The 23,571-nt window shown below is 72.4% G+C and carries 19 protein-coding genes and 1 pseudogene; 12 read left to right on the top strand and 8 right to left on the bottom strand.

Translation table 11 applies throughout. The features are described 5' to 3' along the window. The first annotated feature begins 61 nt into the window (after nucleotides 1-61). The gene (locus ABCR83_RS17015; protein WP_462695874.1) at nucleotides 62-2,332 is read left to right on the top strand and encodes a heavy metal translocating P-type ATPase; all 2,271 of its coding nucleotides are present in this window, start codon (nucleotides 62-64) and stop codon (nucleotides 2,330-2,332) included. Between the two features lie 70 nt (nucleotides 2,333-2,402). Here ABCR83_RS17015 and ABCR83_RS17010 read toward each other — a convergent pair whose 3' ends face one another. The 3 genes from ABCR83_RS17010 to ABCR83_RS17000 are packed head-to-tail and all read right to left on the bottom strand — an operon-like array spanning nucleotide 2,403 to nucleotide 5,088. After that, a complete protein-coding gene (locus ABCR83_RS17010) occupies nucleotides 2,403-2,924 on the bottom strand; it encodes a hypothetical protein (RefSeq protein WP_462695873.1) in 522 nt (173 codons plus the stop codon). Beyond that, nucleotides 2,921-4,393: an ATP-binding protein gene (locus ABCR83_RS17005; protein WP_462695872.1), complete on the bottom strand. Its 1,473-nt coding sequence runs from the start codon at nucleotides 4,391-4,393 to the stop codon at nucleotides 2,921-2,923. The genes ABCR83_RS17010 and ABCR83_RS17005 overlap by 4 nt, the downstream gene beginning before the upstream one ends. Next, nucleotides 4,390-5,088, bottom strand: coding sequence for a response regulator (locus ABCR83_RS17000; RefSeq protein ID WP_462695871.1), 699 nt, complete (start codon nucleotides 5,086-5,088; stop codon nucleotides 4,390-4,392). The genes ABCR83_RS17005 and ABCR83_RS17000 overlap by 4 nt, the downstream gene beginning before the upstream one ends. 168 nt (nucleotides 5,089-5,256) lie before the next feature. Between ABCR83_RS17000 and ABCR83_RS16995 the strand changes: the two genes are divergently transcribed. The 3 genes from ABCR83_RS16995 (at nucleotide 5,257) to ABCR83_RS16985 (ending at nucleotide 8,421) form a co-directional block, all read left to right on the top strand. Beyond that, on the top strand, nucleotides 5,257-6,903 hold the full coding sequence (locus ABCR83_RS16995) for an acyl-CoA dehydrogenase family protein (RefSeq protein WP_462695870.1): 1,647 nt from the start codon (nucleotides 5,257-5,259) through the stop codon (nucleotides 6,901-6,903). Between the two features lie 95 nt (nucleotides 6,904-6,998). Then, on the top strand, nucleotides 6,999-7,628 hold the full coding sequence (locus ABCR83_RS16990) for a hypothetical protein (RefSeq protein WP_462695869.1): 630 nt from the start codon (nucleotides 6,999-7,001) through the stop codon (nucleotides 7,626-7,628). Between the two features lie 37 nt (nucleotides 7,629-7,665). After that, nucleotides 7,666-8,421 carry a bestrophin-like domain gene (locus tag ABCR83_RS16985; RefSeq protein WP_462695868.1) on the top strand — a complete coding sequence of 252 codons (756 nt, stop codon included), beginning with the start codon at nucleotides 7,666-7,668 and terminating at the stop codon, nucleotides 8,419-8,421. Here ABCR83_RS16985 and ABCR83_RS16980 read toward each other — a convergent pair. Further along, on the bottom strand, nucleotides 8,399-9,700 hold the full coding sequence (locus ABCR83_RS16980; RefSeq protein WP_462695867.1) for a cytochrome P450: 1,302 nt from the start codon (nucleotides 9,698-9,700) through the stop codon (nucleotides 8,399-8,401). The genes ABCR83_RS16985 and ABCR83_RS16980 overlap by 23 nt on opposite strands. Before the next feature lie 170 nt (nucleotides 9,701-9,870). Between ABCR83_RS16980 and egtA the strand changes: the two genes are divergently transcribed. From egtA to ABCR83_RS16945, 7 genes are all read left to right on the top strand, one after another. Beyond that, nucleotides 9,871-11,166: an ergothioneine biosynthesis glutamate--cysteine ligase EgtA gene (gene egtA, locus ABCR83_RS16975; protein WP_462695866.1), complete on the top strand. Its 1,296-nt coding sequence runs from the start codon at nucleotides 9,871-9,873 to the stop codon at nucleotides 11,164-11,166. Then, the gene (gene egtB / locus ABCR83_RS16970) at nucleotides 11,163-12,491 is read left to right on the top strand and encodes an ergothioneine biosynthesis protein EgtB (RefSeq protein ID WP_462695905.1); all 1,329 of its coding nucleotides are present in this window, start codon (nucleotides 11,163-11,165) and stop codon (nucleotides 12,489-12,491) included. Before egtA ends, egtB begins: the two co-directional genes overlap by 4 nt. Beyond that, nucleotides 12,491-13,234: an ergothioneine biosynthesis protein EgtC gene (egtC, locus tag ABCR83_RS16965; RefSeq protein ID WP_462695865.1), complete on the top strand. Its 744-nt coding sequence runs from the start codon at nucleotides 12,491-12,493 to the stop codon at nucleotides 13,232-13,234. The genes egtB and egtC overlap by 1 nt, the downstream gene beginning before the upstream one ends. A gap of 50 nt (nucleotides 13,235-13,284) precedes the next feature. Then, the gene (egtD, locus tag ABCR83_RS16960; protein WP_462695864.1) at nucleotides 13,285-14,259 is read left to right on the top strand and encodes an L-histidine N(alpha)-methyltransferase; all 975 of its coding nucleotides are present in this window, start codon (nucleotides 13,285-13,287) and stop codon (nucleotides 14,257-14,259) included. Next, nucleotides 14,256-14,738, top strand: a complete 483-nt coding sequence (locus tag ABCR83_RS16955) for a universal stress protein (protein WP_462695863.1) — start codon at nucleotides 14,256-14,258, stop codon at nucleotides 14,736-14,738. Before egtD ends, ABCR83_RS16955 begins: the two co-directional genes overlap by 4 nt. Nucleotides 14,739-14,809: 71 nt before the next feature. Next, a complete protein-coding gene (locus ABCR83_RS16950) occupies nucleotides 14,810-15,391 on the top strand; it encodes a DUF1707 domain-containing protein (RefSeq protein WP_462695862.1) in 582 nt (193 codons plus the stop codon). A 121-nt stretch (nucleotides 15,392-15,512) separates the two neighbouring features. Then, on the top strand, nucleotides 15,513-15,728 hold the full coding sequence (locus ABCR83_RS16945; protein WP_462695861.1) for a dodecin: 216 nt from the start codon (nucleotides 15,513-15,515) through the stop codon (nucleotides 15,726-15,728). 27 nt (nucleotides 15,729-15,755) lie between these two features. Here the strand turns inward: ABCR83_RS16945 and ABCR83_RS16940 are convergent. Next, nucleotides 15,756-16,031: pseudogene (locus tag ABCR83_RS16940) on the bottom strand (SixA phosphatase family protein); the annotation flags it as partial. Next, nucleotides 15,986-16,621 (bottom strand): hypothetical protein, encoded by a 636-nt coding sequence (locus tag ABCR83_RS16935; RefSeq protein WP_462695860.1) that lies wholly within the window; start codon nucleotides 16,619-16,621, stop codon nucleotides 15,986-15,988. The gene ABCR83_RS16935 and the pseudogene ABCR83_RS16940, both read right to left, overlap by 46 nt. 320 nt (nucleotides 16,622-16,941) lie before the next feature. On the opposite strand from ABCR83_RS16935, the gene ABCR83_RS16930 reads away from it, so the two are divergent. Next, entirely contained in the window at nucleotides 16,942-17,751 is an 810-nt protein-coding gene (locus ABCR83_RS16930) for a class I SAM-dependent methyltransferase (protein ID WP_462695859.1), read from the top strand. A gap of 2 nt (nucleotides 17,752-17,753) precedes the next feature. On the opposite strand, the gene ABCR83_RS16925 is transcribed toward ABCR83_RS16930, so the two are convergent. Both ABCR83_RS16925 and ABCR83_RS16920 read right to left on the bottom strand, forming a co-directional pair. Beyond that, nucleotides 17,754-19,142, bottom strand: coding sequence for an aspartate aminotransferase family protein (locus ABCR83_RS16925; RefSeq protein WP_462695858.1), 1,389 nt, complete (start codon nucleotides 19,140-19,142; stop codon nucleotides 17,754-17,756). Between the two features lie 63 nt (nucleotides 19,143-19,205). Next, nucleotides 19,206-23,249 (bottom strand): Pls/PosA family non-ribosomal peptide synthetase, encoded by a 4,044-nt coding sequence (locus tag ABCR83_RS16920; RefSeq protein WP_462695857.1) that lies wholly within the window; start codon nucleotides 23,247-23,249, stop codon nucleotides 19,206-19,208. Nucleotides 23,250-23,571: the final 322 nt, after the last annotated feature.

Raw genomic sequence — 23,571 nt, 5'->3', positions numbered from 1 at the left:
TGCATCACGGCGCGATACCCCCTCGGGGTATAACGGACGCACGCAGTCTCGAGGAGCAGTGATGACCACCACGACATCCAGTCCCACCGACACCACGGGTACCGCCCAGGTCGAACTCGCCATCGGTGGTATGACCTGCGCCTCGTGCGCCGCGCGCATAGAGAAGAAGCTCAACCGCATGGATGGCGTGACGGCCACCGTCAACTACGCGACCGAGAAGGCCAAGGTCACCTATCGCACGGACCTCGCGGTGGCCGACCTGGTGGCCACCGTCGAGGCCACCGGCTACACCGCGGCGCCGCCCGCGCCCCGCACACCCGGCGCTCCGGCCGGGCAGGACGAGGCGGCGGAGGAGCTGACCCTGCTCCGGCAGCGGCTGATCACCGCCGTGGTGCTGGCCGTCCCGGTGATCGTGCTGGCCATGGTGCCCGGCTGGCAGTTCGAGTACTGGCAGTGGCTGTCCCTGACCCTGACCGCGCCGGTGGTCACCTATGCGGCCTGGCCCTTCCACCGCGCCGCCGTCACCAATGCCCGCCATGGCGCCGCCACCATGGACACCCTCATCTCGGTGGGCACCTCGGCCGCCTTCCTGTGGTCGGTGTGGGCGCTGTTCTTCGGGGACGCGGGCATGCCGGGCATGACGCACTCCTTCGAGCTGACCATCGCGCGCAGCGACGGGGCGGGCAACATCTATCTGGAGGCGGCGGCCGGGGTGACCGCCTTCATCCTGGCCGGGCGCTATTTCGAGGCCCGTGCCAAGCGCCGGGCCGGGGCCGCGCTCCGGGCGCTGCTGGAGCTGGGCGCCAAGGAGGTGACCGTCCTGCGGGACGGGCGCGAGGTGCTGATCCGCACCGAGGAGCTGGCCGTCGGAGACCGCTTCCTGGTCCGTCCCGGCGAGAAGATCGCCACCGATGGCACGGTCGTCGAGGGCAGCTCGGCCGTGGACGCCTCGATGCTCACCGGTGAGTCCGTCCCGGTGGAGGTCGGGGTCGGCGACGCGGTCACCGGCGCCACCCTCAACGCCGGCGGGCGTCTGGTGGTGGCGGCCACCCGGGTCGGCTCGGACACCCAACTGGCCCGGATGGCACGGCTGGTGGAGGAGGCCCAGAACGGCAAGGCCGCGGCCCAGCGGCTCGCGGACCGGATCTCCGCCGTGTTCGTCCCCGTGGTGATCGCTCTAGCGCTGGGCACCCTCGGTTTCTGGCTCGCCACCGGGGCGGGCCTGACGGCGGCCTTCACCGCCGCCGTGGCGGTACTGATCATCGCCTGCCCCTGCGCGCTGGGGCTGGCCACGCCCACCGCCCTGATGGTCGGCACCGGGCGGGGCGCCCAGCTCGGCATCCTGATCAAGGGGCCCGAGGTGCTGGAGACCACCCGTGGCGTGGACACCATCGTCCTGGACAAGACCGGCACCGTCACCACCGGCCGGATGACCCTGCTCCGGGTGCACCCCGCGGCCGGCACCGATGAGGCCGAAGTGCTGCGGCTGGCAGGCGCGTTGGAGCACTCCTCCGAGCACCCCATCGCACAGGCCGTCGCCGCGGGGGCGGCCGGCCGGGTCGGTCCGCTGCCGGTACCGGAGGACTTCGCCAACCTGCCCGGCCTCGGGGTGCAGGGCATGGTCGAGGGTCACGCGGTGCTGGTGGGGCGGGAGAAGCTGCTCATCGAGTGGGCGATGCGGCTGCCCCGGGAGCTGGCCGAGGCCAAGGCCGGGGCCGAGGCGGCGGGCCGCACCGCGATCGTGGTGGCCTGGGACGGTGCGGCCCGGGCGGTGCTGGAGGTGGCGGACGCGGTCAAGGAGACCAGCCCCGAGGCCGTCCGCCGGCTGCGCGCGCTGGGCCTCACCCCGATCCTGCTGACCGGTGACAACAAGGCCGTCGCCGAGGCGGTGGCCGCCGAGGTCGGCATCGATGAGGTGATCGCCGAGGTGCTGCCGCAGGACAAGGTGGATGTCGTCAAGCGGCTGCAGGCCGAGGGGCGTTCGGTGGCCATGGTCGGCGATGGCGTCAACGACGCCGCGGCCCTCGCCCAGGCCGACCTCGGGCTGGCCATGGGCACCGGCACCGATGCCGCCATCGAGGCCGGTGACCTCACCCTGGTCCGCGGCGACCTGCGGGCGGCGGCCGATGCGATCCGGCTCTCCCGCAGGACCCTGGGGACCATCAAGTCCAACCTCTTCTGGGCCTTCGCCTATAACGTGGCCGCGCTCCCACTGGCCGCCGCCGGCCTGCTCAACCCGATGATCGCCGGGGCCGCGATGGCCTTCTCCTCGGTCTTCGTGGTCGGCAACAGCCTGCGGCTGCGCGGCTTCCGGGCGGCGGACCAGAGTTGAGCGAACGGACGAGTGCGGGGCGGATCCTCGGATCCGCCCCGCACTCGTTGCCGCCGTCCCGGCAGGGCGGTCAGGGCGCCGCGTTGGGATGAGCGGGGAAGGGACAGCGCTGGTTCGGCACTGTCCGTCCGCCGCCGATGAGGTTCACTCTCGCCGTGCCGGGCGGCATGTCGCCGGGGACGACGTTGTTGGCGGCCGTGCAGGCCAACTGGTCGCGAGCGGTCTTGCTGAGGCGGCCGACGTCGACGGGCAACCGGATGTCGACCTCGTTCCGGCCGGTGCTGACAAACACCCCCGAGCCCGGCTTGAACATCAGCTCGGAGTAGTAACCGCGCTGGGTCTCGGCCTCGTTGGGGCCCTTCAGCAACAGCAGCACGGCCTCTTCCGCGGTCACCGGGGCCTTGGCGGGACGGGCCGAACGTGCGATGCCGTCGAAGGCACCGAAGTAGAGCACCGCCTGGTAGGCCCTCGTTCCGGGCCGCTTGACGCCGGTCGCGGGCTGACCGAATTCGATGACATCGGTCGACTCGATGCCGCAGCCCGCCAGGGTGCCCATGAGCAGTGCCGCGATCGCGGCGCTTCGTGCCTTCACGCGTCCTCGCCTCCGGTGCGCAGGGGGAGGTCGACGGTGAACACCGCTCCTCCTTCAGGTCTGTTGGCCACCCGGATGGTCCCGTCGTGCAGGTGCACGTTCTCCAGGGTGATGGCGAGCCCCAGCCCGCTGCCCTCGGAGCGGACCCGGGCGGCGTCCGCCTTGTAGAACCGGTCGAAGACGTGCGGCAGCACCTCGGGGCCGATGCCCTTGCCCCGGTCCGCGACCTCGATCAGCAGCCTCGGGTCCCGGTCGTGCGGTGCGACGCGCACCGAGACGCGCACGGGCTCGCCGCCGTGCCGCAGGGCGTTGCCGACGAGGTTGGCGACCACGACGTCGATGCGGCGGGTGTCCAGCCGGGCCCGTACGCCCTCGGGCAGGTCGGCCTCGGCCTTGTCCTGCCAGCCGCGCGCCTGGAGGGTCTTGCGCACGGTCTCGGCGACGTCGACCTCGTCGAGGAGCAGGGCGGCGGCGCCCGCGTCGAAGCGGGAGATCTCCATCAGGTCCTCGACCATCCGGGCGAGCTTGACGGTCTCCTCGCTGATCAGGCGCACGGCGTAGGCGGTGTCGGGGTCGAGCCCGGCGGCGTCCTCGTCGAGGACATCGGCGACGGCGGTCATCGCGGCCAGCGGGGTGCGCAGCTCGTGGGAGACATCGGCGGCGAAGCGCCGGGAGTTGGCCTCCATGCGGCGCAGCTCGGCAACGTTCTTCTCCAGGGCGGCGGCCATGCCGTTGAACGTCCGGGAGAGTTCGGCGAGTTCATCGCGTCCGGCCACCTCGAGCCGGGTGTCCAGGGCGCCCTCGGTGATGCGCTGGGTGCCGCGGCGCAGGGCGCGGACCGGCCGCAGCACGCCGCGGGCGGCGAGCAGGGCCGGGATCACGGCGAAGGCGACGGCGGGCAGCGCTCCCTGCTGGGCGGCGTCGACCAGGGCCTGGACGTTGGCCTCGTCCTCGCGGAGCGGCACCTGGGCGAAGACCTTGAGGCCGGACATTCCGGTGTCGTTGCTGTAGGTGACGGGCAGGCCGATGGCGAGCCAGGGCTTGCCGTCCTTGTCGATGCGCTGGATGGCGGGGATGCCGGCCTTGACCTTCTCGGCCACCCCGTCCGGGATGCCCGGGCCCACCGGGACGGCGGGCACAAGGGGCCCGTCCTGGTAGCGGGCGTAGAAGATCCAGTGCTGGGTGACGCCGGCCCGGGCGAGTCTCTGGGTGAATTTCACGAGGTCCTCGCGCTTGGGAGGCGAAGGGAGGTCGGGGGCCTGCGAGTTGACCTGGCTGCGCAGGGTCTCCACGGCGGCGTCCTGGGTGTGCTTGAGGATCGCCGTGCGTGCGGAGCGGAAGGTCAGCCCCGCTGTGATGAATGCGCTCAGCGCGGCCACCAGCAGGAAGGCCACCACGAGCCGGGCTCGCAGGCCACGTACCAGGGTGAGCGGGGCGAAGCGGCGGGACCGGATCACCGGCTCGCTCACAGCGGCCCGAACCGGTAGCCGAAGCCGCGCACGGTCTGGATGTAGCGGGGGGTGCGGGAGGAGTCCTCGACCTTGATCCGCAGCCGCATGACACAGGCGTCCACCAGCCGGGCGTCGCCGTGGTAGCTGTGCTCCCACACCTGCTCCAGGAGCTGCTGGCGGCTGAAGACCCGGCCGGGGGTGGCGGACAGGTGGAGCAGCAGCTTCATCTCGGAGGGGGCGAGCGTGAGGTCCTGGCCGTGCTTGGCCACCAGCAGTCCGGAGCGGTCGATGGCCAGGTCGCCATGGGTTTCGGCGGCCAGGGGTGCCGGGGCCGCCTCGGCGCCGTCGACCGGGGCGGCGCGGCGCAGCACGGCGCGGATGCGGGCCTCGAGGACCTCGCCCCGGGCGGGCTTGACGATGTAGTCGTCGGCGCCGGCCTCCAGGCCGAGGACCACGTCTATGTCGTCGCCGCGCGCGGTGAGCATGATGATCGGGATCTGCTGGGTGGCGCGGATGCGGCGGCAGACCTCGAAGCCGCTCACATCGGGGAGCATCAGGTCCAGCAGGACGAGGTCGGGCCGGAAGGCGCCGAGCGCGGCGAGCCCGGCCTCGCCGGTCGCCGCGGCCTCGACATCGTGGCCGCGGCGGCGCAGGGTGAGGGTGACCCCTTCCCTGACGGCCCGGTCGTCCTCGATCAGAAGCACGCGTGACATACGGACAGTATCGATCGGCTAAGCACATGATTGCGCCATCCATCTGTCGCCTGCCAGAACTGTCACCGATTCCTCATAAACCCCATGTGCCCACCCGGGCCCGGGGCGGCCGAGGATAATGACCGGCACCGCTTGTCCGTACCCCGTCAATCTGGACCGGAGGTCGACGTGAGTGCCACCCATGAGGTCTTCAACCAAGCCCCACCCCTGACCGGCTTCACCACCACCGACGACCCGGCGCTGCTGGAGGCCCTGCGCCGGGACGGCGGCGGCTGGGGCGAGACACAGGTGCGCGAGCTCGGGGCCCGGGCCGGTTCGCCGGAGGTGCAGGACTGGGCGCGGATGGCCGAGGCCAACCCGCCGGTGCTGCGCACCCACGACCGGTACGGCCACCGGATCGACGAGGTCGACTTCCACCCCGCCTGGCACCAGCTGATGACCGCGGCCGTGGAGAGCGGACAGCACGCCGCCCCCTGGGCCGAGGCCCGCCCCGGCGCCCACCTGGTGCGCGCGGCGAAGTTCTACGCCTGGGCACAGGCCGAGCCCGGGCACGGCTGCCCCATCTCCATGACCTATGCCGCCGTGCCCGCGCTGCGCGCCCAGCCCGAGCTGGCCACCGCCTATGAGCCGCTGCTCGCATCCCGCAGCTACGACTACGGACTGCGCCCGCCGCTCGGCAAGCGGGGTCTGATCGCGGGGATGTCGATGACGGAGAAACAGGGCGGCTCGGACGTCCGGGCCAACACCACGACGGCCGAGCCGGCGGGCGACGGCTCGTATGTGATCACCGGGCACAAGTGGTTCACCTCCGCGCCGATGAGCGATCTGTTCCTGGTGCTGGCCCAGGCAACGGAGGGGCTGACCTGTTTCCTGATGCCCCGGGTGCTGCCCGATGGCACCCGCAACGCCATGCGGCTGCAGCGGCTCAAGGACAAGCTCGGCAACCGCTCCAACGCCTCGGCGGAGATCGAGTACGAGCGGGCCGTCGCCTGGCCGGTGGGCGAGCCGGGGCGCGGGGTGCGCACCATCGTGGAGATGGTCAACATGACCCGGCTCGACTGCGTCCTCGGCTCGGCGGCCGGGATGCGGGCCGGGCTGCGCCAGGCCCTGCACCACACCGCACACCGGCGGGCGTTCGGCGCGGAGCTGATCGACCAGCCGCTGATGCGCAATGTCCTGGCGGACCTCGCCGTGGAATCCGAGGCGGCGACGGTGCTGGCGATGCGGCTCGCGGCGGCGCTGGACCGGTCCGAGGAAGGGGACGCCGCGGAGGGGGCGCTGCGGCGGCTGGGGCTGGCGGCGGGCAAGTACTGGGTGTGCAAGCGCGGCAGCGCGCACGCCGCCGAGGCACTGGAGTGCCTGGGCGGCAACGGCTATGTCGAGGAGTCCGGCATGCCCCGCCTCTACCGGGAGGCGCCGCTGCTGTCCATCTGGGAGGGCTCGGGCAATGTCGCGGCGCTGGACGTGCTGCGCGCGCTGACCAGGGAACCGGCCGCGCTGGACGCCTACTTCGCCGAGGTCGGGGCGGCCGCCGGGGCGGACGCCCGGCTCGACGCCGCGGCCGCCCGGGTACGGGAACTGCTGGGCACCCTCGGCGAACCGCACCGCGCCCAGCTGCTCGCCCGCCGGCTCGCCGAGCAGCTCACCCTCGTCCTGCAGGGCAGCCTGCTGGTGCGGCACAGCATCCCAGCCGTCGCCGACGCCTTCTGCGCCTCCCGGCTCGGCGGTGACTGGGGACAGGCATTCGGCACCCTGCCGCCCGGTACGGACCTGGGGCCCATCCTCGAACGGGCGTCAGAGAAGGACTCGCGGTAAACCTCGCGACCGCCCACCGGCCGATTTTCATCCCATCGGCGGAATCCGCCCGGAGTGCCGGGTAGCGGCGGAAGGGGCACCGCACCATCTCCGTCGTGAGCGGATGGCTTCGAGCGGGACGAGCGGTGGGTGTGGCCCTGGTGGCCGTGCTGGCGACGGCGGGAGCCGGTCCGGCCGACGGGCCCCCCACCGCTCCTCCCCCGGCCACCGTCCGGATCCGGGGCGGGGCGGGATCCATGGAGGCCGGCACCGGGACCCCGGACCCCGGTGCCCCACTGACCGGCTTCGGACCGGGGTGCCTCACCGCCCGTTCCCGCTCCGGGGACGACGCCGCCATGGCCATCCTCTGCCGGTGGCCCACCCCCTCGCCCACCCCGGCACCCCCGCCGCCCCCGCGCCTGCCGCCACCGGCGAAGCCGTCCCCCGGGCCGGTACCGCCGAAGCCCGGGCCGCCGAAGCCCGGGCCGCACCGGCCTGCACCACACCGGCCCGCACCGCACCGCGTCCCGCAGCCCCCGCCGCCCGGGCCCAGCAGCCCGGCGCCGTCCCCCACCCCGCCGCCCCCGCCCGGCCCCCGCCCGCTGCGCACCTACCACCAGGCCGCCGGCAAACCGCCCCGGGGCGGGTCCTCGCTGGTGACGCTCACCCTGCTGCTCACCGCCCCGGCCGTGCTCGCCGCCGCCATGCTGCGCCCGCGCTCCGGCGGCGGGCGCGGCGGCCGTTGACCCCGCACCGCACCGCCCGACTCCCGGAGGTTCCCCCTTGTCCGAGTGGCTGGTTCTGGCCCTTGCGATGGCCGCCGCGATCGCCGTCGTGCTGAGCATCACCGTGCTCAGGGAGCGCAGGCGCGGCAAGGACGACGACCCCTCCCAAACCCCCGATGTGATCGAGTACATGACGATGATGGTCGGCGTGGTCTATGCCATCGTGCTGGGCCTGGCCATCGCCGGCGTCTGGGAGGCACGCAATGCCGCGCAGACCACGGTGCTGGCCGAGGCCCAGGCCCTGCACGAGGTCTCCGAGCGGGTCCAGGCGTACGCGCCCGAGGCCCGCGACCGCACCCGCCAGGACGTCCACACCTATGTGAGTTATGTGGTGCACCGGGAGTGGCCCGTGATGCTCGAGCAGCAGCACCTCACCGACCAGGGCGCCCAACTGCTGGACCGGGTACGGGCGGACGTCACCTCCTACACCCCGCGCAACGACCATGAGAGCCAGTCGTACCAGCCGCTGCTGGACCAGGTGGGCGCGGCCAACGCCGCCCGCAACGCCCGGGCGCAGAACGCCGACGACACCATGCCCGGCGTGGTGTGGTTCGGGCTGATCGGCGGGGCGCTGGTCGCGGTGGGGCTGATCTTCACCCTGCAGATCCGGCGCTCGCCGCGGGAGCTGCTGCTGGCCGGGCTCTACAGTGCGCTGATCGCCTTCCTGCTCTTCCTCATCTGGGACTTCAACTCACCCTTCGGCCATGAAGCCGCCGCCGCCACCGGCCCGTTCACCGAGCTGTTCGCCAGCTGACCGGCAGGTGCTTGAGGCCGTTCTGGAGGTTGGAGGTCAGCCGGACGGCCTCGCCCGCACGCTCCAGACCGGGCAGCCGGTCCAGCGCGGCCCGCAGCATGGCCCGCAGCTGGGTGCGCGCGAGATGGGCCCCCAGGCAGAGGTGCGGGCCGAAGCCGAAGCTGACGTGGTCGTTGGGCGTGCGGGTGATGTCGAAGCGGTCCGGGTCGGGGAAGACCCGCTCGTCCCGGTTGGCGGAGGCGTGGTAGACGACGACCTTCTCGCCGCGCCGGATGCGCCGGCCCGCGAGCTCGGTGTCCCGGGTGGCGGTGCGCCTGAAGTCCATGACGGGCGGCCAGTACCGCAGCACCTCCTCCACCGCCGAGGCCGTCAGCTCCCTTCGCTCCCGCAGCATCGCGCACTGCTCCGGGTGGTCGAGGAGGGTCAGCAGCCCGCCGGGGATGCCATTGCGCAGTGTCTCGTTCCCGGCCACCGCAAAGAGGAAGAACATGTTCTCGAACTCCTCGCGGGTCAGTCCCGCGGCACCCATCCGCGCCAGCACGCTCCCCGGCCGGGGCCGGCCGGCCAGCGCATGCGCATAGGCGAACATGTCGGGCAGCGCCGCCCGGGAGCGCGGATTGAGCGGGGCACCGTCGGGCCGGGTGAGCGAGGCCGGGCGCAGGGCGAGGGCGGCGCGGCCGAGGGGGCTCAGCGAGGCGGGGTCGGCGGTGCTCGTCCCCGCGTGGTCCGGGTCCTGGTAGCCGATGATCCGGTTCGACCAGTCGAAGAGCAGCCGCCGGTCCTCCTCCGGCACGCCCAGGACATGCGCGAGGGTCCACACCGGCAGATCCGCGGCGAGCTCCACGAAGTCCGCCTCGCCCCGGTCCACCACCGCGTCGATGAGCGCGTTCGCCCGGGTCTCGATGACCTGTTCAAGCTCCCGCACCGCGCGCGGGGTGAAGGCCGCGGCGACGATGCGGCGCAGCCGGAGCTGGGCGGGCGGGTCCTGATTGAGCATCATCGCCCGGACGAACTCCAGGTCCTCCGCACTGTCCGGGTCCCGGAGCTGGGTGGCGCCCAGGTGCGAGGAGAAGACCTCGGGACCGCGCAGCACCCGCTTGACGTCGGCGTGCCGGAAGACCGCCCAGTAGCCGGGGCCGGCGGGCCAGGAACCGACGGCGGGCTCCGGCACCCGGCACACGGGGCTGCGCTCGCGCAGCTCCCGGAACAGGTCGTAGGGGACGCCCCGGGCGTAGGTCTCGGGGTCGAACACGGCAGCGGTCGCCTCGGGTGCTCTCACGCCCGGACCGTACGTCCCCCTCCGGCGTCCGCGTCAAGGGGGTGGCCCACGCCTCGGCGCTCCGCGCGTTCCCGGGGTGACCGGTTCCGGCCCCCCGCACATCCGGGTCGAGTGCCGGGCGGCCTTTGGGGGTACAGGGCAATGGGGAATTCGACAGAAGGGCGCCGAGCGTGACCGACGAAAGCAAGGCCTACGGCGAGGGCTCCACCCGAACGGTCGGTGAGGACGAGGCCGAGGCCCTGGTGCGTGGCATCTGTTTCAAGACCGGCCCACCCCGCCTTCTCGGGGTCGAACTGGAATGGCTCGTCCACGATCTGCGCGACCCCGTCCGTCCCGTGGATCCGTCCCGGCTGGCGGCCGCCGCCGACCGCCTGCACGCACTGCCGCTGCGTTCCCTGCTCACCGTGGAGCCCGGCGGCCAGATCGAATTCAGCTCACAGCCCGCCGACTCCCTCACCGCCTGTGTGACGGACGTCGCCGCCGATCTCTCCCTGGCCCGCGCCGAACTGCGTGACCTCGGGCTCTTCCTCGCCGGCTATGGCAAGGAGCCCTGGTTCCAGCCGGGCCGCATCGTGGCCACCCCCCGCTACAACGCGATGGAGATCTACTACGACCGGTGGAACGGAGCCGGGCGCACCATCATGTGCCGGACCGCCTCCGTCCAGGTCTGCGTCGACGCCGGGCACGAGGGCCCCGGCCCGCTCGGCTACGGCCGCCGCTGGCGGCTGGCCCACCTGCTGGGCGCCGTGCTGGCCGCCGCGTTCGCCAACTCCCCGCTGCACCTGGGCAAGCCCACCGGCTGGCGGTCCACCCGCCAGGCCACCTATGCGCAGATGGACCCCGGGCGCACCCTCGCCCCGGCGGAGGACCTCGAGCCCCGCACGGCCTGGACGGAGTACGCCCTGGACGCGCAGGTGATGTTCATCCGCAGCGAACGGGAGCCCTGGCAGCCCATGGAGGGGCTGGTGCTGCGCGACTGGCTGCGCACCGGCCGGCCGCGGCCCGTCACCATCGGCGACATCAGCTACCACCTGACCACGCTGTTCCCGCCCATCCGGCCACGCGGCCACCTGGAACTGCGCATGATCGACGCGCAGCCCGGGGAGGACGGCTGGCTGGTGCCGCTCGCGGTGACCGCCGCACTCTTCGACGACCCGGCGGCCTCGGAGACCGCCTACCGTGCGGTCAAGGCTCTCGCCGACACGGCCGGGAGGGAGCCGACCCCCCGCAATCCGCTGTGGCGCAAGGCGGCCCGGCACGGCCTGTCCGACCCCGAGCTGTACGCCGCGGCCGTCACCTGCTTCGCGGCGGCCCGCGAGGCACTCCCCCGGCTGGGTGCCCCGTCCCGCGTCCTGGACGCCGTCGACGAGTTCACCGCGCGCTATGTGGGCCGGGGCCGGTGTCCCGCCGACGACCTGCTGGACCGGGTCAACGGCCGCGGCACCGTCGAGGGGTGCCCCTCGTGACCGCCCCCGGCCGGGACCCCGGCGCCCTCCGGCAGCGCGCCGCCGACGCCCTGCGCACCGCCCGGGAGCGCACCGGGCTGCTCACCGACTGCGTGGACGAGCGTGAACTCACCGCCCAGCACTCGCCGTTGATGTCCCCGCTGGTGTGGGACCTGGCGCACATCGGCAACCAGGAGGAGCTGTGGCTGCTGCGCGCCGCGGGCGGCCGGCCGGCGCTGCGCCCCGAACTGGACTCGCTCTACGACGCCTTCCGGCATCCGCGCGCCGAGCGGCCCTCGCTTCCCCTGCTGTCGCCGAAGGAGGCCCGCGGCTATGCCGCGGACGTCCGCGGCCGGGCCCTGGACGTCCTGCACGGCGCCCCCCTGGAGGGCGGCGGGCCGCTGCTCGAGGCGGGCTTCGCCTTCGGCATGATCGCGCAGCATGAGCAGCAGCACGACGAGACCATGCTCATCACTCACCAGCTGCGCAGCGGCCCCGCCGTCCTCACCGCTCCCGAACCGCCGCCGGCCGGACCGGAGGCGGCCCTGCTGCCCTCGGAAGTCCGCATCGAGGGCGGCCCGTTCACCATGGGCACCTCGGCCGAGCCATGGGCCCTGGACAATGAGCGGCCCGCCCATGAGCGCTTCGTACCCGCCTTCCACATCGACACGCTGCCGGTGAGCAATGGCGCGTATCTGCGCTTCATCGAGGACGGCGGCTATGCCGACCCGCGCTGGTGGCATCCCGCGGGCCGGGAGCAGGTGCGCCGCCACCAACTGGCCACCCCGCTGTTCTGGTACCGCGAGGGCGGCACCTGGCTGCGGCGGCGGTTCGGGGTGGTGGAGCCCGTACCGCCCGAGGAACCGGTGCTGCACGTGAGCTGGTACGAGGCCGCGGCCTACGCCGCATGGGCGGGGCGGCGGCTGCCCACCGAGGCCGAGTGGGAGAAGGCGGCCCGCCACGATCCGGTCTCGGGCCGCTCCCGCCGCTACCCCTGGGGCGACGAGGATCCCACCCCCGAGCATGCCAACCTCGGCCAGCGCCATCTGCGCCCGGCCCCGGTCGGCGGCTACTCCAAGGGGGAATCCCCGCTGGGGGTACGGCAGTTGATCGGCGACACCTGGGAGTGGACGTCGAGCGACTTCCTGCCCTACCCCGGCTTCCGGGCCTTCCCCTACCGCGAGTACTCCGAGGTGTTCTTCGGCACCGCCCACAAGGTGCTGCGCGGCGGCTCGTTCGCCGTGGACCCGGTCGCCTGCCGGGGCACCTTCCGCAACTGGGATCTGCCGGTCCGCCGGCAGATCTTCGCCGGCTTCCGCACCGCCCGCGACGCGGAGAGCGGCTGATGTGCCGGCACCTCGCCGTGCTGGGGCCGGACTCCCCCCTGCACGAGAGCGTCGTCACGCCACCGCACTCCCTGGTCCGCCAGTCCTGGGCACCGCGCCGGCAGCGGTACGGCACGGTCAACGCGGACGGCTTCGGCATCGGCTGGTACGCGCCGGAGGACCCGCTGCCCGCCCGCTACCGGCGGGCCGGACCGATCTGGGCCGACGAGTCGTTCGCCCATCTCGCCCGGGTGATCCGGACCCGGGCCCTGCTCGCCTCGATCCGGGACGCCACCCTGCCGGGTGCGGACGGCGAGGCGGCCACCGCCCCCTTCACCACCGGCCCCTGGCTGTTCAGCCACAACGGGGCGCTGACCGGCTGGCCGGACTCCGCCGCCGCACTCACCACCCTGCTGCCGCCGGGCGCACTGCTGCGGCTGGAGGCGCGCTGCGACTCCGCCTTCGTCTGGGCACTGGTCCGGCACCGGCTGCTCGGCGGTGACCCCCTAGGGCGGGCCCTGGCGGGCGCCGTCACCACACTGGACCAGGCGGCACCCGGCTCCCGGCTGAATCTGCTGCTCACCGACGGCGCCGCCATCGCCGCCACCTCCTGGGGGGACACCCTCTGGTACCTCGCAGACCCGCCGGGCCGGATCGTCGTGGCCTCGGAGCCATACGACGACGATCCACGCTGGACCGAGGTCCCCGACCGCACCCTCCTCACCGCCGACCGCACCGACGTCACCCTGTCCCCCCTGCGCTGAGCCCTCGCTTCCGCAAGAAGCCTCGCGCATCCGCTCAAGGAGCGCCGTTCGTGAGCCCGTTCGCACTCTCCCGCACCCTCCCGCTCGACGCGACCGCCGCCGCCCTGCGCGCGGACGTCGCCGAAGGACTGACCCGCTCCCCCAAGGAGCTCCCCCCGAAGTGGTTCTACGACGCGCACGGCAGCGAGCTGTTCGACGCGATCACCCTGCTGCCCGAGTACTACCCGACCCGCGCCGAGCGCGAGATCCTCGTCGCCCACGCCGCCGACATCGCCCGCGCCACCGGCGCCCGCACCCTCGTCGAGCTGGGCTCGGGTTCCTCCGACAAGACCCGCCACCTCATCCGCGCCCTCCCCGCGCTCGACCACTACGTCCCCGTGGACGTCAGCGAAACCGCCCTGCGCGGCGCGGCCGGCACCCTGCTCGCCGAGCATCCGGCGCTCACCGTGCACGCCCTGGTCGCCGACTTCCAGTACGGACTGGCCCTGCCCGACACCCCCGGGCCACGCCTGCTGGCCTTCCTCGGCGGCACCATCGGCAATCTGCGGCCCGCCGAACGGGCCGGCTTCCTCGCCGGGCTGCGCTCCGAACTCGCCCCGGGGGACGCCCTGTTGCTGGGCACCGACCTGGTCAAGGACGAGCGGGTGCTGGTCGCCGCCTATGACGACGCCCAGGGTGTCACGGCCGCCTTCAACAAAAACGTCCTCTCCGTCATCAACCGCGAACTCGGCGCCGATTTCGACCCGGCGGACTTCGACCATGTCGCCCTCTGGAACGCCCGCGAGGAGTGGATCGAGATGCGGCTGCGCGCCCGCGGGCCGGTGGTGGCGAAGATCCAGGCGCTCGACCTCGCGGTCCACTTCGAGGCGGGCGAGGAGCTGCGCACCGAGGTGTCCGCGAAGTTCCGGCGGCACGGCGTGCGGGACGAACTGGCGGCGGCCGGGTTCGGGCTGACCCACTGGTGGACGGACGCGCAGGGACGATTCGCCTTGTCCCTGGCCGCGCCGGTTAACCTCCCGGCGTGAACGAAGAAAAGGAACAGAAGAACTCCGCCCTCCCGTCCGGCTTCGAACGCGGCACGGACGGCCCCAAGGTCATCGTCGTCGGCGTCGACGGCTCCGACACCTCCTGGCGCGCCACGGCCTACGCGGCGGGCCTGGCCCGTCGGCAGCACGCCCTGCTCGCCCTCGTCTACATCCAGCCGATAGTGGCCGGTGGTGTGGCCGTCGGCGCCCCCATGGCGGAGGTGACCGAGGAAGTCGCCCAGGAACTGCTCGCCGAGATCCGTGACACCGCGGAACGGCTGCGCGGCGTCTTCGACATCCGCTGGGAGTTCCACACCTTCCGCGGCGACCCCTACACGGGCCTGGTGCGGACCGCCGACAAGCTCAAGGCCGACGCCGTCATCGTCGGTGCCTCCGAGCAGGCGGGCCACCGACTCATCGGCTCGGTGGCGGTCCGGCTGGTGAAGGCGGGCCGGTGGCCGGTGACGGTGGTGCCGTAGAGCGGGCCGGGTGGGACAACTGCCCTGCGGAAGGATACGGTCCGCGCCGCTCCGCACATAGCATCGCCCCCATGAGCGAACACGAAGCGAGCGCCCCCGAGCGGGAAGCGAGCGCCCCCGCAAACCTCCGGGTGTCCGACCAGGAACGCGACCAGGCCGTCAAAAAGCTCCAACAGGCCGTCGAGCACGGCCTGCTGACCCTGGACGAGTTCACGGGGCGGACCGGCCAGGCCCTGGTCGCCCGGCATCGGGGAGATCTCGACTCGCTGCTGAACGACCTGCCCACCGCATCACCCACGGTCCGCGAGGCCACGGTGCTGACCCTGGAAACGGTCCACGGCCGGGTGCGGCACCGGGGTCCGTGGACCGTACCGCCCGTGGTCCGCGTCCGCTGCCACACCGGGAGCGTCCTGGTCGACTTCACCCAGGCGTCCTGCTCCCACTCCGAGGTGCTGCTGGAAGCCGTCTCCACCCGGTCCGGTTCGATCATCGCGGTGGTACCCCGCGGCTGGCTGGTGCGGATGGAGTCGGTCAGCACGGGTTCCGGCCAGGTGAAGAACAAGACCGAGGGCGTCCATGACGGCACCGGGCCGGTGCTGAGGGTCTTCGCCCAGACCGTCTCGGGCACCGTGAAGATCCGCCATCCACGCTGAACCGAACGCCGGAGGGGTCTTGGTGCACCGCTGGTGACCGGTCCCCCGGACGCCACGCCTCCCGCGCGCGTCCGCGGCCGTTGAGGCACCGTGGAGAGGGGCTCCGGCGAGAGGGAGAGGCATGTCCGACCACACCTACCGGGTGACCGAGATCGTCGGTTCCTCGGGCGAGAGCCTGGACGCGGCGATCCGCAATGGCATCGGCCGCGCCGCGAAGACCCTGCGGGAGCTCGACTGGTTCGAGGTGACCCAGGTCCGTGGCCACCTGGAGAACGGCTCCATCGCGCACTACCAGGTGGGCCTCAAGGTGGGCTTCCGGCTGGAGGACGCGGAGTAGGCCGTGCTTCTCCGGGAGCGGTGACCGGTTGTGCCCGATCAGCAGCAACGTCCCCAGCTCGTCCGGGACTTCGCGGACGGCCTCCAGCAGCTCGGGAACGCCCGCCCGGTACAGGCGGGGATCGTGGCGTACCGGCGGCGGGGTGCCCAGCTGGGCGGCGGCCAGCTCCCAGGTCCGGCGGGTGCGCCGGGCGGTGGAGCACAGCACGAGATCGGGCAGGCAGTCGGCCTCGCACAGCCGGCGCCGGGGCCGCGCCGTCATCTCGTCACCGGTCCATGCCCGGCCACCCGGCCGACCTCGCACGCGACATCGAGCGCGAGAACGCGGTCCAGATAGCCGAACGTCTCGAACTTGGACCCATCGGGCAGGCCGGTGTCCTCCTCGAGCCGGCGGAAGGCATCCAGCGCAGCCGGAACGCCCAGATTCTCCATCAGTCCCTCCATGGCCCGGCCCAGGATCTCGGCGCACATCGGCTTCGAGGGCGCCTGCGCCCAGCCGGCCACCAGGCGCCGCCACCGCAGCAAGGTCCGCTGCGCTCCGGCGAGTTCGCCCTGGGTGAGACCGACGGGCTCCTGGTAGGGATGCCCCAGCAGGGCCAGCCGCAACGCCAGCGGATCCAGCCCCACGGGCCCCGGCTGATCGTAGGGCCGCACCGCCCCGACCCCGACGACAACCGCCGCCCCGGACGCCTCCCGCCCGGCCGTGATGTACACATCACCCGGACCGCCCAGAGCCCCGGCGACCGCCTCCGGAGCGCCGGCCGCCGCGGGCGGGCGCATGCCCAGGACCGCCGCCCGCTCCTCCAGGGCTTCCGCCCCGGGCCCGGGGTGGACGACCCCCAGCAGCGCCTGCCCGCCATACAGCTCCGCGGTCCGCACGAGGACGTCGGCCACCAGGCGCACCCGAAGGTCCGACGGCTCCCCGGACCTGTCTTGCGCCGCTCGGACAACGACCCGGAGCGGACGCCGGTACCCGGGCTCGACCTCCACCTCCCGCCGCGTCCGGGCATCGACGAGGCGCAGGACCGCCGCGGGTTCCGGCCGATCCATCGGCAGTACGCGCAGACCGCCCGTTCCAGACATCCGGTGAGCCTTTCGTCCGCCGATCTCTCCAGTCTCCCGCCCCCGGCAAGGATCGACAACCGTACCGGGCGGGCCCCCCTTCGTTGCTAGCCTTCTCCGTGACCCGGCCGACGACGACCCCCGGGATGACCATGACCTCAACGCCTGTGCCCGGCTACGCCTTCGACAACGAGAACGAGCACGCCGCCGAGCAACACCGTTGCCTGGCCGCCGCGTACGACCCCTTCACCACCTCCCGGCTGTCCCGGCTCCCCATCGCCCCGGGAAAACACTGTCTGGAGGTGGGAGCGGGCGGCGGCAGCGTCGCCCGCTGGCTGGCCGAGCGGGTGGCCCCGACGGGCTCGGTACTGGCCACGGACATCAAGCCCCGGCCCATCCCCGCCGCGCCGGGGCTGCGGGTCCGCACCCATGACATCACCACCGATCCGCTCCCCGAGGGCGCGTTCGATGTCATCCACGCGCGCCTGGTCCTGCTGCACCTCCCCGAGCGCATCGATGTGCTCCGACGCCTGGTGGCGGCGCTCAGCCCGGGAGGCTGGCTCCAGCTCGACGAATTCGACGAGACCACCTATGGCCCGCTGATCCCTCTGGGTTCCTCCGGCACCGCCGCCGAGACCGCCTACCGCACCTACCTCGAAGCCAAACTCCGCGTCCTGCGATCCGTCGGCGTCGATCTCCCCTGGGGCCGCACCGCGGCCACGGCCATGCACCGGGCGGGCCTCGTCCACATCGACGCCCAGCCCGATGTCCAGCAGTGGCGCGCCGGTTCACCGGGAACGGCCCTGCAGATCCACAACACCCGGCACCTGCGCGACCGGTTTCTCGCCGTCGGCATGACAGAGCGTCAGCTGGAGGCGGCGCGTTCCGTCATGAACCACCCCGACTTCCTGGCCGGTTCATGCCTGATGTACTCGGTGCAGGGGCAGCGGCCCGGGCCCTGACCCTATGACGGGTCCGCCGACGCACAGGACTTCTCGATCGCGTCCACCAGGATCGTGCAGGCGGTGTCGACCACGTCCTCGGTGACATTGAGCGGCGGCAGCATCCGTACCACGCAGTCCTCGCGGCCCCCGAGCTCGACGATCAGGCCGTGCCGCAGGGCGTACTGCTGGACGGCGGCGGCGAGTCGGGAGGCGGGGCGGCCGTCGGCGGGTGAGGCCAGTTCGATGCCCCACATCAGGCCGAGCCCACGGGCCTCGCGCACCCAGGGGCAGTCGGTCAGCTCGGCGAGCCTGCGCTCGATCTGGGCGCCGCGGGAGCGGACGTTGGCGAGGATGTCCTCGTCGTGGAAGATGCGGACGGTCTCGGTGCCGGCGGCAAAGGCGAGTTGGTTGCCGCGGAAGGTGCCGGTGTGGGCTCCCGGGGCCCATAGGTCCAGCCGGCGGTCGTAGATGATCAGCGCGACGGGGGTGCCGATGCCGCTGAGCGCCTTGGAGGCGACGATGACATCGGGCTCGATGCCGTACTGCTCAAAGGCGAACCAGGTGCCGGTGCGACCGCAGCCGGTCTGGACCTCGTCCACGATCAGGGGGATGTCGAGCCGACGGGTCAACTCCCTTACCCGGGTGACGAATTCCTGACGGGCGGGGATGACACCGCCTTCGCCCTGGACGAGTTCCATGACCACGGCGGCCGGTTTGGGTACGCCGCCGTTGCCGTCGAGCAGGGAACGTTCCAGGAACGCCACGCAGTTGGTCCGGCAGCTGTCGGGCGACAGGGCCAGCGGGCAGCGGCCGCAGTAGGAGTACGGGAAGAAGTGGGTGCCGGGCATGCCATTGGGCACCGGCTGTTTCTGGGCGACCAGTCCGGTGAGCGCCATGGCGGCATGGCTGCTGCCGTGGAAGGCGCCCTGGAAGGAGACGATGTCGCCGCGTCCGGTGGCGGTCTTGCACAGCTTGACGGCGGCATCGACCGCGTTGGCGCCGGTGGGGCCGCACAGGTGGATCTTCATGCGGTCGCGCAGCGCCGGTGGCAGCATCGACAGCTGGGCTTCGATGAAGGCGTCCTTGGCCGGGGTGGGAAAGTCCAGGCCATGGGTGAGCCCGGTGAGCTGGTGGGTCACCGCGGCCACCAGGGCGGGGTGGTTGTGGCCGAGCGAGAGCACCCCGGCGCCGGCCAGGAAGTCGATGAAGACATTGCCGTCCAGGTCCCTGACCCAGGGGCCGGAGCCCTCCGCCATGGCGATGGGCAGCCGGCGCGGGTAGGTGCGGGCGTTGGATTCCCACTGCTGCTGGCGGTCCAGCAACAGGGCCGAGCGGGGGCCGGGCAGTTCGCCGTGGACCTGGGGGCCATGCCAGATGCTGGTGGCGATGGCGGCCGACTGGGCTGTCATGGTTCAACTCCGGGTGTGGCGGAAGGAGGCGCTGGAAGGGAGTGACGGACGAGGCGGTGCGGGTCAGCAGGGGCGGGCGGGGATGCCGCGCCAGCGGGTCCGGGCGGGCAGGTTTTCGCCCTTCATGACCAGGGAGAGGGCATCGAGCGAGGCGTCGGCGCCCACCCGTGCGTCGTAGAGGACGACACAGCGGGTGCCCACCGAACAGCCCGCGTCCACGCGGACCTTGGACATCTTCATCACCCGGTCCTCGAACAGATGGGTCTGCAGCGAGGTCGCCTCGCCGACGGCCGCGTCATCGCCGACTTCGACCAGGTCGAACTCGGTGAGGTAGGTGGTGTTCAGCCAGGTGCGCCGTCCGATGCGGGCGCCGAACAGGCGCAGCACGGGGGCGACCCAGGGGCTGCCGGTGAGGACGTTCAGCAGGGAGGGGACGACCAGGTTCTCGAACAGCCCGGTGATCAGCTCGGTGCGGCGTACCCAGATGCTCCACAGTGGTTCGGTGCGGGCCCGATAGCGGCCGATGACCAGCCATTTGAGCGCCACGACCACCAGGGTGGAGGCGAGCGCGGAGGCGAGCAGCAGTGCGGGGGCCAGGGCGAGCAGGGCGAGCGGCGGCATGCTGCGGGCGACGGACAGCATCGCATACAGCAGGCCCAGCAGGCTCAGTCCGCCGATGGTGGCGGGCAGGGTGACGCGGAAGTACTCGATGACCAGCCGGGCGGCGATCAGCCCCCGGGTGGGGGCATAGGTGTACTTGGCCGGGAAGTTCTGGCTGTCCTCCCGGCGGGGCAGGAACAGGGCGGGCGAGCCCAGCCAGGTGGTCTCGGCCTCGATCGATCCGGCCGGTGCCACCGAGTGCACACCCAGCAGGCTGTTGTCGCCGAGCCGGGAGGAGCCCGGCACCAGGGCGCCATTGCCGACGAAACTGCGGTTGCCGACCGTGGCCGGGGCGAGGGCGAACTGCCCGCGGTGGAAGACCGCCGGGGCGACGACCGCGATATCGGCGACAAAGCTGCGCTCGCCGATCTCCAGCAGCTCGGGGTCGACAAAGCTCACGGTCGCCACCTCGGCCCAGCGGCCGGTGCGGGCGCCCAAGGCCCGGAGGAAGGGCACCAGATAGAGGGTGGAGTAGAGGGCGTGGGTGGCGGTCAGGCTGAGTGTCATCATGCCGTCGGCGACCCATTTGGCCGCGCCGGAGCGGCTGCGCTCGGAGTGGATGCCGGTACGGACCCGGGGCAGCAGGCCGCGCTTGACGGCCAGTACGAACAGGCAGGTGGTGAGCGGGACCAGTGGCCCGGCCACCGCCATGGCCGCGAGGGCCCAGGGGAGTCCGCCGGTCATGGCCGCATAGCCGGTGAGCACGGTGCTGGGGATCAGTACCAGCACGGGGGCCAGGGCCAGTAGCAGCGCACCCAGCGCATAGCAGGCCGGCACGTGCCGGGGCCCGCGGCGTCGGTCGGCGGCGGCCTCCAGCTCGGTGAGCAGCGCGGGCTTGCCGCCCCGGGGCACGGCGGGTGAGCCGGACCGGTACTCGCCGTCGGGGACGGTGTCGTCGGCGGGTACCAGCGACTGGTCGCCCACTGCGGCTCCGGCACCGAGGCGGGCGCCCGGCATGATGACGCTATTGGTGCCCAGGTGGCTGCCGGTGCCGAGGGTGACGGGGGCCAGGCGCAGCCAGCCGCCCTCGACCGCGAAGGGCTGGATGCGGGCACCGTAGCCGATGCTGGTCTCGTCGCCGAGGGTCACCAGGGACGGCAGTGCGGGCGGGACGGCGATGTGACAGCCGTGTCCCACCCGGGCTCCGAGCAGCCGCAGATAGGGGGGCAGCAGCGGGGAGCCGGCCAGCAGGGCGAGGGGCGACATCGCCAGTACCTTGCCGTGCAGCCAGAACCGTAGGTAGGTGCTGCCCCACAGTGGATACCACCCCGGTTTCACTCCGGCCATCAGCAGGCGGGATCCCAGGACCGGGAGTACCAGGATGTCCACCAGCAGCCAGGCGAGGTTGGCGGGGACGAGTTCGCCGTAGTCCAGGTGCGCCAGGGTGGCGAGCGGGCCGGTGCCACCGATGCCCTGCACGGGTATGTCGAGGGTGACGCACAGCCGGTAGAAGAGGACCAGGAGCGGCAGGCCCAGCAGGGCCGACCAGGCGTACAGGGCGCCGAGTTGGGCCAGCCCGCAGGCCCACACCCGGACGGTCGGGTGCCGCCGGGGCAGTGGCGCGGGGACGGCGGGCCGCTCCCGGTGCGCGCCGGGGGTGGCCCGGCTCTCCAGGAAGGCGGCGAGCGCGCGGATGGTGGGGTGGGCGTAGAGGTCGCCCATGGCCACGTCCCGTAGCCCGGGTTCGCCGCGCAGCCGGGAGACCAGCCGGGCGGCGGTCATGGAGTGGCCGCCCAGGTCACAGAAGAAGTCGTCGTCGATGGAGACATCGCCGCCGACGATCTCCCGCCAGACGGTGGCCAGTTGGAGCTCCAGCCCGGTGCGCGGGGCGGTGTGTGCGGTGCGGCGGCGCCCGAAGGGGGGCGATGCGGGTGCCGGGAGCCTGCTGCGGTCCACCTTGTCGGCGGCGAGCAGCGGCAGGGTGTCGAGGATCTCGACGAAGGCGGGGATCATATAGTCCGGCAGCCTGCGGCGCAGTGCGGTGTGCAGGCGCTCGCGCAGCTCGTCGTCGTGGCGGGTGCGGCGGCCGGTGAGGGTGAGGTAGCCGACGAGGTCCTGGGCCGTTCCGTTCACCTCGCGGGGGACGACCACGGCATTCTCCACCGCCTGGTCCTCGCGCAGGATCTGCTCGATCTCGGCGCATTCGATGCGATAGCCGCGGATCTTGACCTGGGTGTCGACCCTGCCCAGGTATTCGATCTCTCCGGTGGGGGTGATGCGGCCGAGGTCGCCGGTGCGGTAGAGGCGGGGGACGGCGGCGAGGTCCTCCGTCACGGGATTGGTGACAAAGCGTTCGGCGGTCAGCTCGGGCCGGTTGACATAGCCGACGGCCACTCCGGGGCCGCCGACGCAGATCTCGCCCTCGGCGCCGTCCGGGATGGGGCGCAGCCGCTCGTCGAGCACATAGACCCGGTAGGTCGGCAGGGGGCGGCCGATGGTGACGGGCTGGTGCGGGCGCAGCTCTCCGCAGGTCGCGGTGACCGTCGATTCGGTGGGCCCATAGGCGTTGAGGATGCGCCGTCCGCCGCGGGACCAGCGGTGCACCAGGTCGCGCGGGCAGGCTTCACCGCTCACCAGCAGGCTGCGCAGGGCGGGGAGTTCGTCCTCGATGGTGGTGAGCAGGGTCGGCACACAGCACAGCACGGTGATCGCGTGTTCGGCCAGGAAGTCGGTCAGCCCCCGGCCGACGCGTCGGTCGTCGCCGGGTCCGGCGTAGAGCGTGGCTCCGGCGATCCAGGTCGGCCAGATCTCCTCGACGGAGAAGTCGAAGGCGAGGGAGAGCCCTTGGTAGACGCGGTCCTGGCCGCGCACCTGGTAGACGGGGGTGGCCACGCGGAGGAAGTTGACTATGTTCGCATGGCTGACGGCGACGCCCTTGGGCCGCCCGGTGGTGCCGGAGGTGTAGATGATGTAGCACAGGGATGCCGGGTCGCGCAGCGGCCGGAGCCGGTCCACCGGCTGCTGCCGCACCAACTGCCTTTCCATCTGCCTTTCTATGAGATCGAGTTCGAGCACCGGGCAGCCGGCGTCGCGGGTGCGGTCACGCAGTGCGGAGCTGCTCAGCAACTCGCTCAGCTCGGCGTCCCGGGCGATGAACGCGACCCGGTCGGCGGGGAAGGACGGATCCAGTGGCACATAGGCCGCCCCCGTCTTGAGCACTCCGAGCAGGGCGACATAGCTGCGCGGGGAGCGGTCGAGGAGTATCCCGACGGTGCTGCCTTCGCCGATCCCGTGCTCCTTGAGCAGGTGCGCCAACCGGTTGGCCCGGCAGTCGAGTTGCGCATAGGTCAGCCGCTCCCCTTCGCAGACGACGGCGACGGCGTCCGGTGTCCGGTCGCAGGTCTGCTCGAAGAATTCCGGAAGAAAGCGGACGTGCCCCGCCACTCCGTCCCGTTCCACCCGCTCCACGCCGGATGAATTGACGTCACGCACCGCTGCAGGTCGCACCGCATTCACTCTGGTGTCGGCCACTTGCCCCCCTTGGGAATTTCATTTTCGAGCGCTTCGAGCAATTTTTCGATGCCTTCGAACAGGCAACGGCCGCCTTTACCCACGGACCGTCGCGTTAACAAGGCGCGTCGAAAGTTAAGCCCCCGCCCCCCGGGCGGACAGCAAGATTCCGGCCAAAGCCGACCCCCCGCTTCCGCCCTCCCGCCCCTCGCTACGGATGAGGCAGAAGCGAAACCCTCAGAGTCTTGCGGCACTTGGACTGGACAGCAGGCCACTCCATGCCCAGCCGCCCCGCCCCCACAAGGGGCAAACCGATTCA

Source organism: Streptomyces xingningensis, from assembly GCF_054957865.1.
Note: the sequence above shows the minus strand (reverse complement) of the source record. Positions and strands in the feature narration are given on the sequence as shown.

Excerpts from the sequence above, each read along its gene's own strand:
- ABCR83_RS16950 (WP_462695862.1), top strand. The coding sequence starts at position 14,810 with ATGAGCGAACACGAAGCGAGCGCCCCCGAGCGGGAAGCGAGCGCCCCC.
- ABCR83_RS16945 (WP_462695861.1), top strand. The coding sequence starts at position 15,513 with ATGTCCGACCACACCTACCGGGTGACCGAGATCGTCGGTTCCTCGGGC.
- ABCR83_RS16925 (WP_462695858.1), bottom strand. The coding sequence starts at position 19,142 with ATGACAGCCCAGTCGGCCGCCATCGCCACCAGCATCTGGCATGGCCCC.
- ABCR83_RS16930 (WP_462695859.1), top strand. The coding sequence starts at position 16,942 with ATGACCTCAACGCCTGTGCCCGGCTACGCCTTCGACAACGAGAACGAG.
- egtC (WP_462695865.1), top strand. The coding sequence starts at position 12,491 with ATGTGCCGGCACCTCGCCGTGCTGGGGCCGGACTCCCCCCTGCACGAG.
- ABCR83_RS17015 (WP_462695874.1), top strand. The coding sequence starts at position 62 with ATGACCACCACGACATCCAGTCCCACCGACACCACGGGTACCGCCCAG.
- ABCR83_RS17000 (WP_462695871.1), bottom strand. The coding sequence starts at position 5,088 with ATGTCACGCGTGCTTCTGATCGAGGACGACCGGGCCGTCAGGGAAGGG.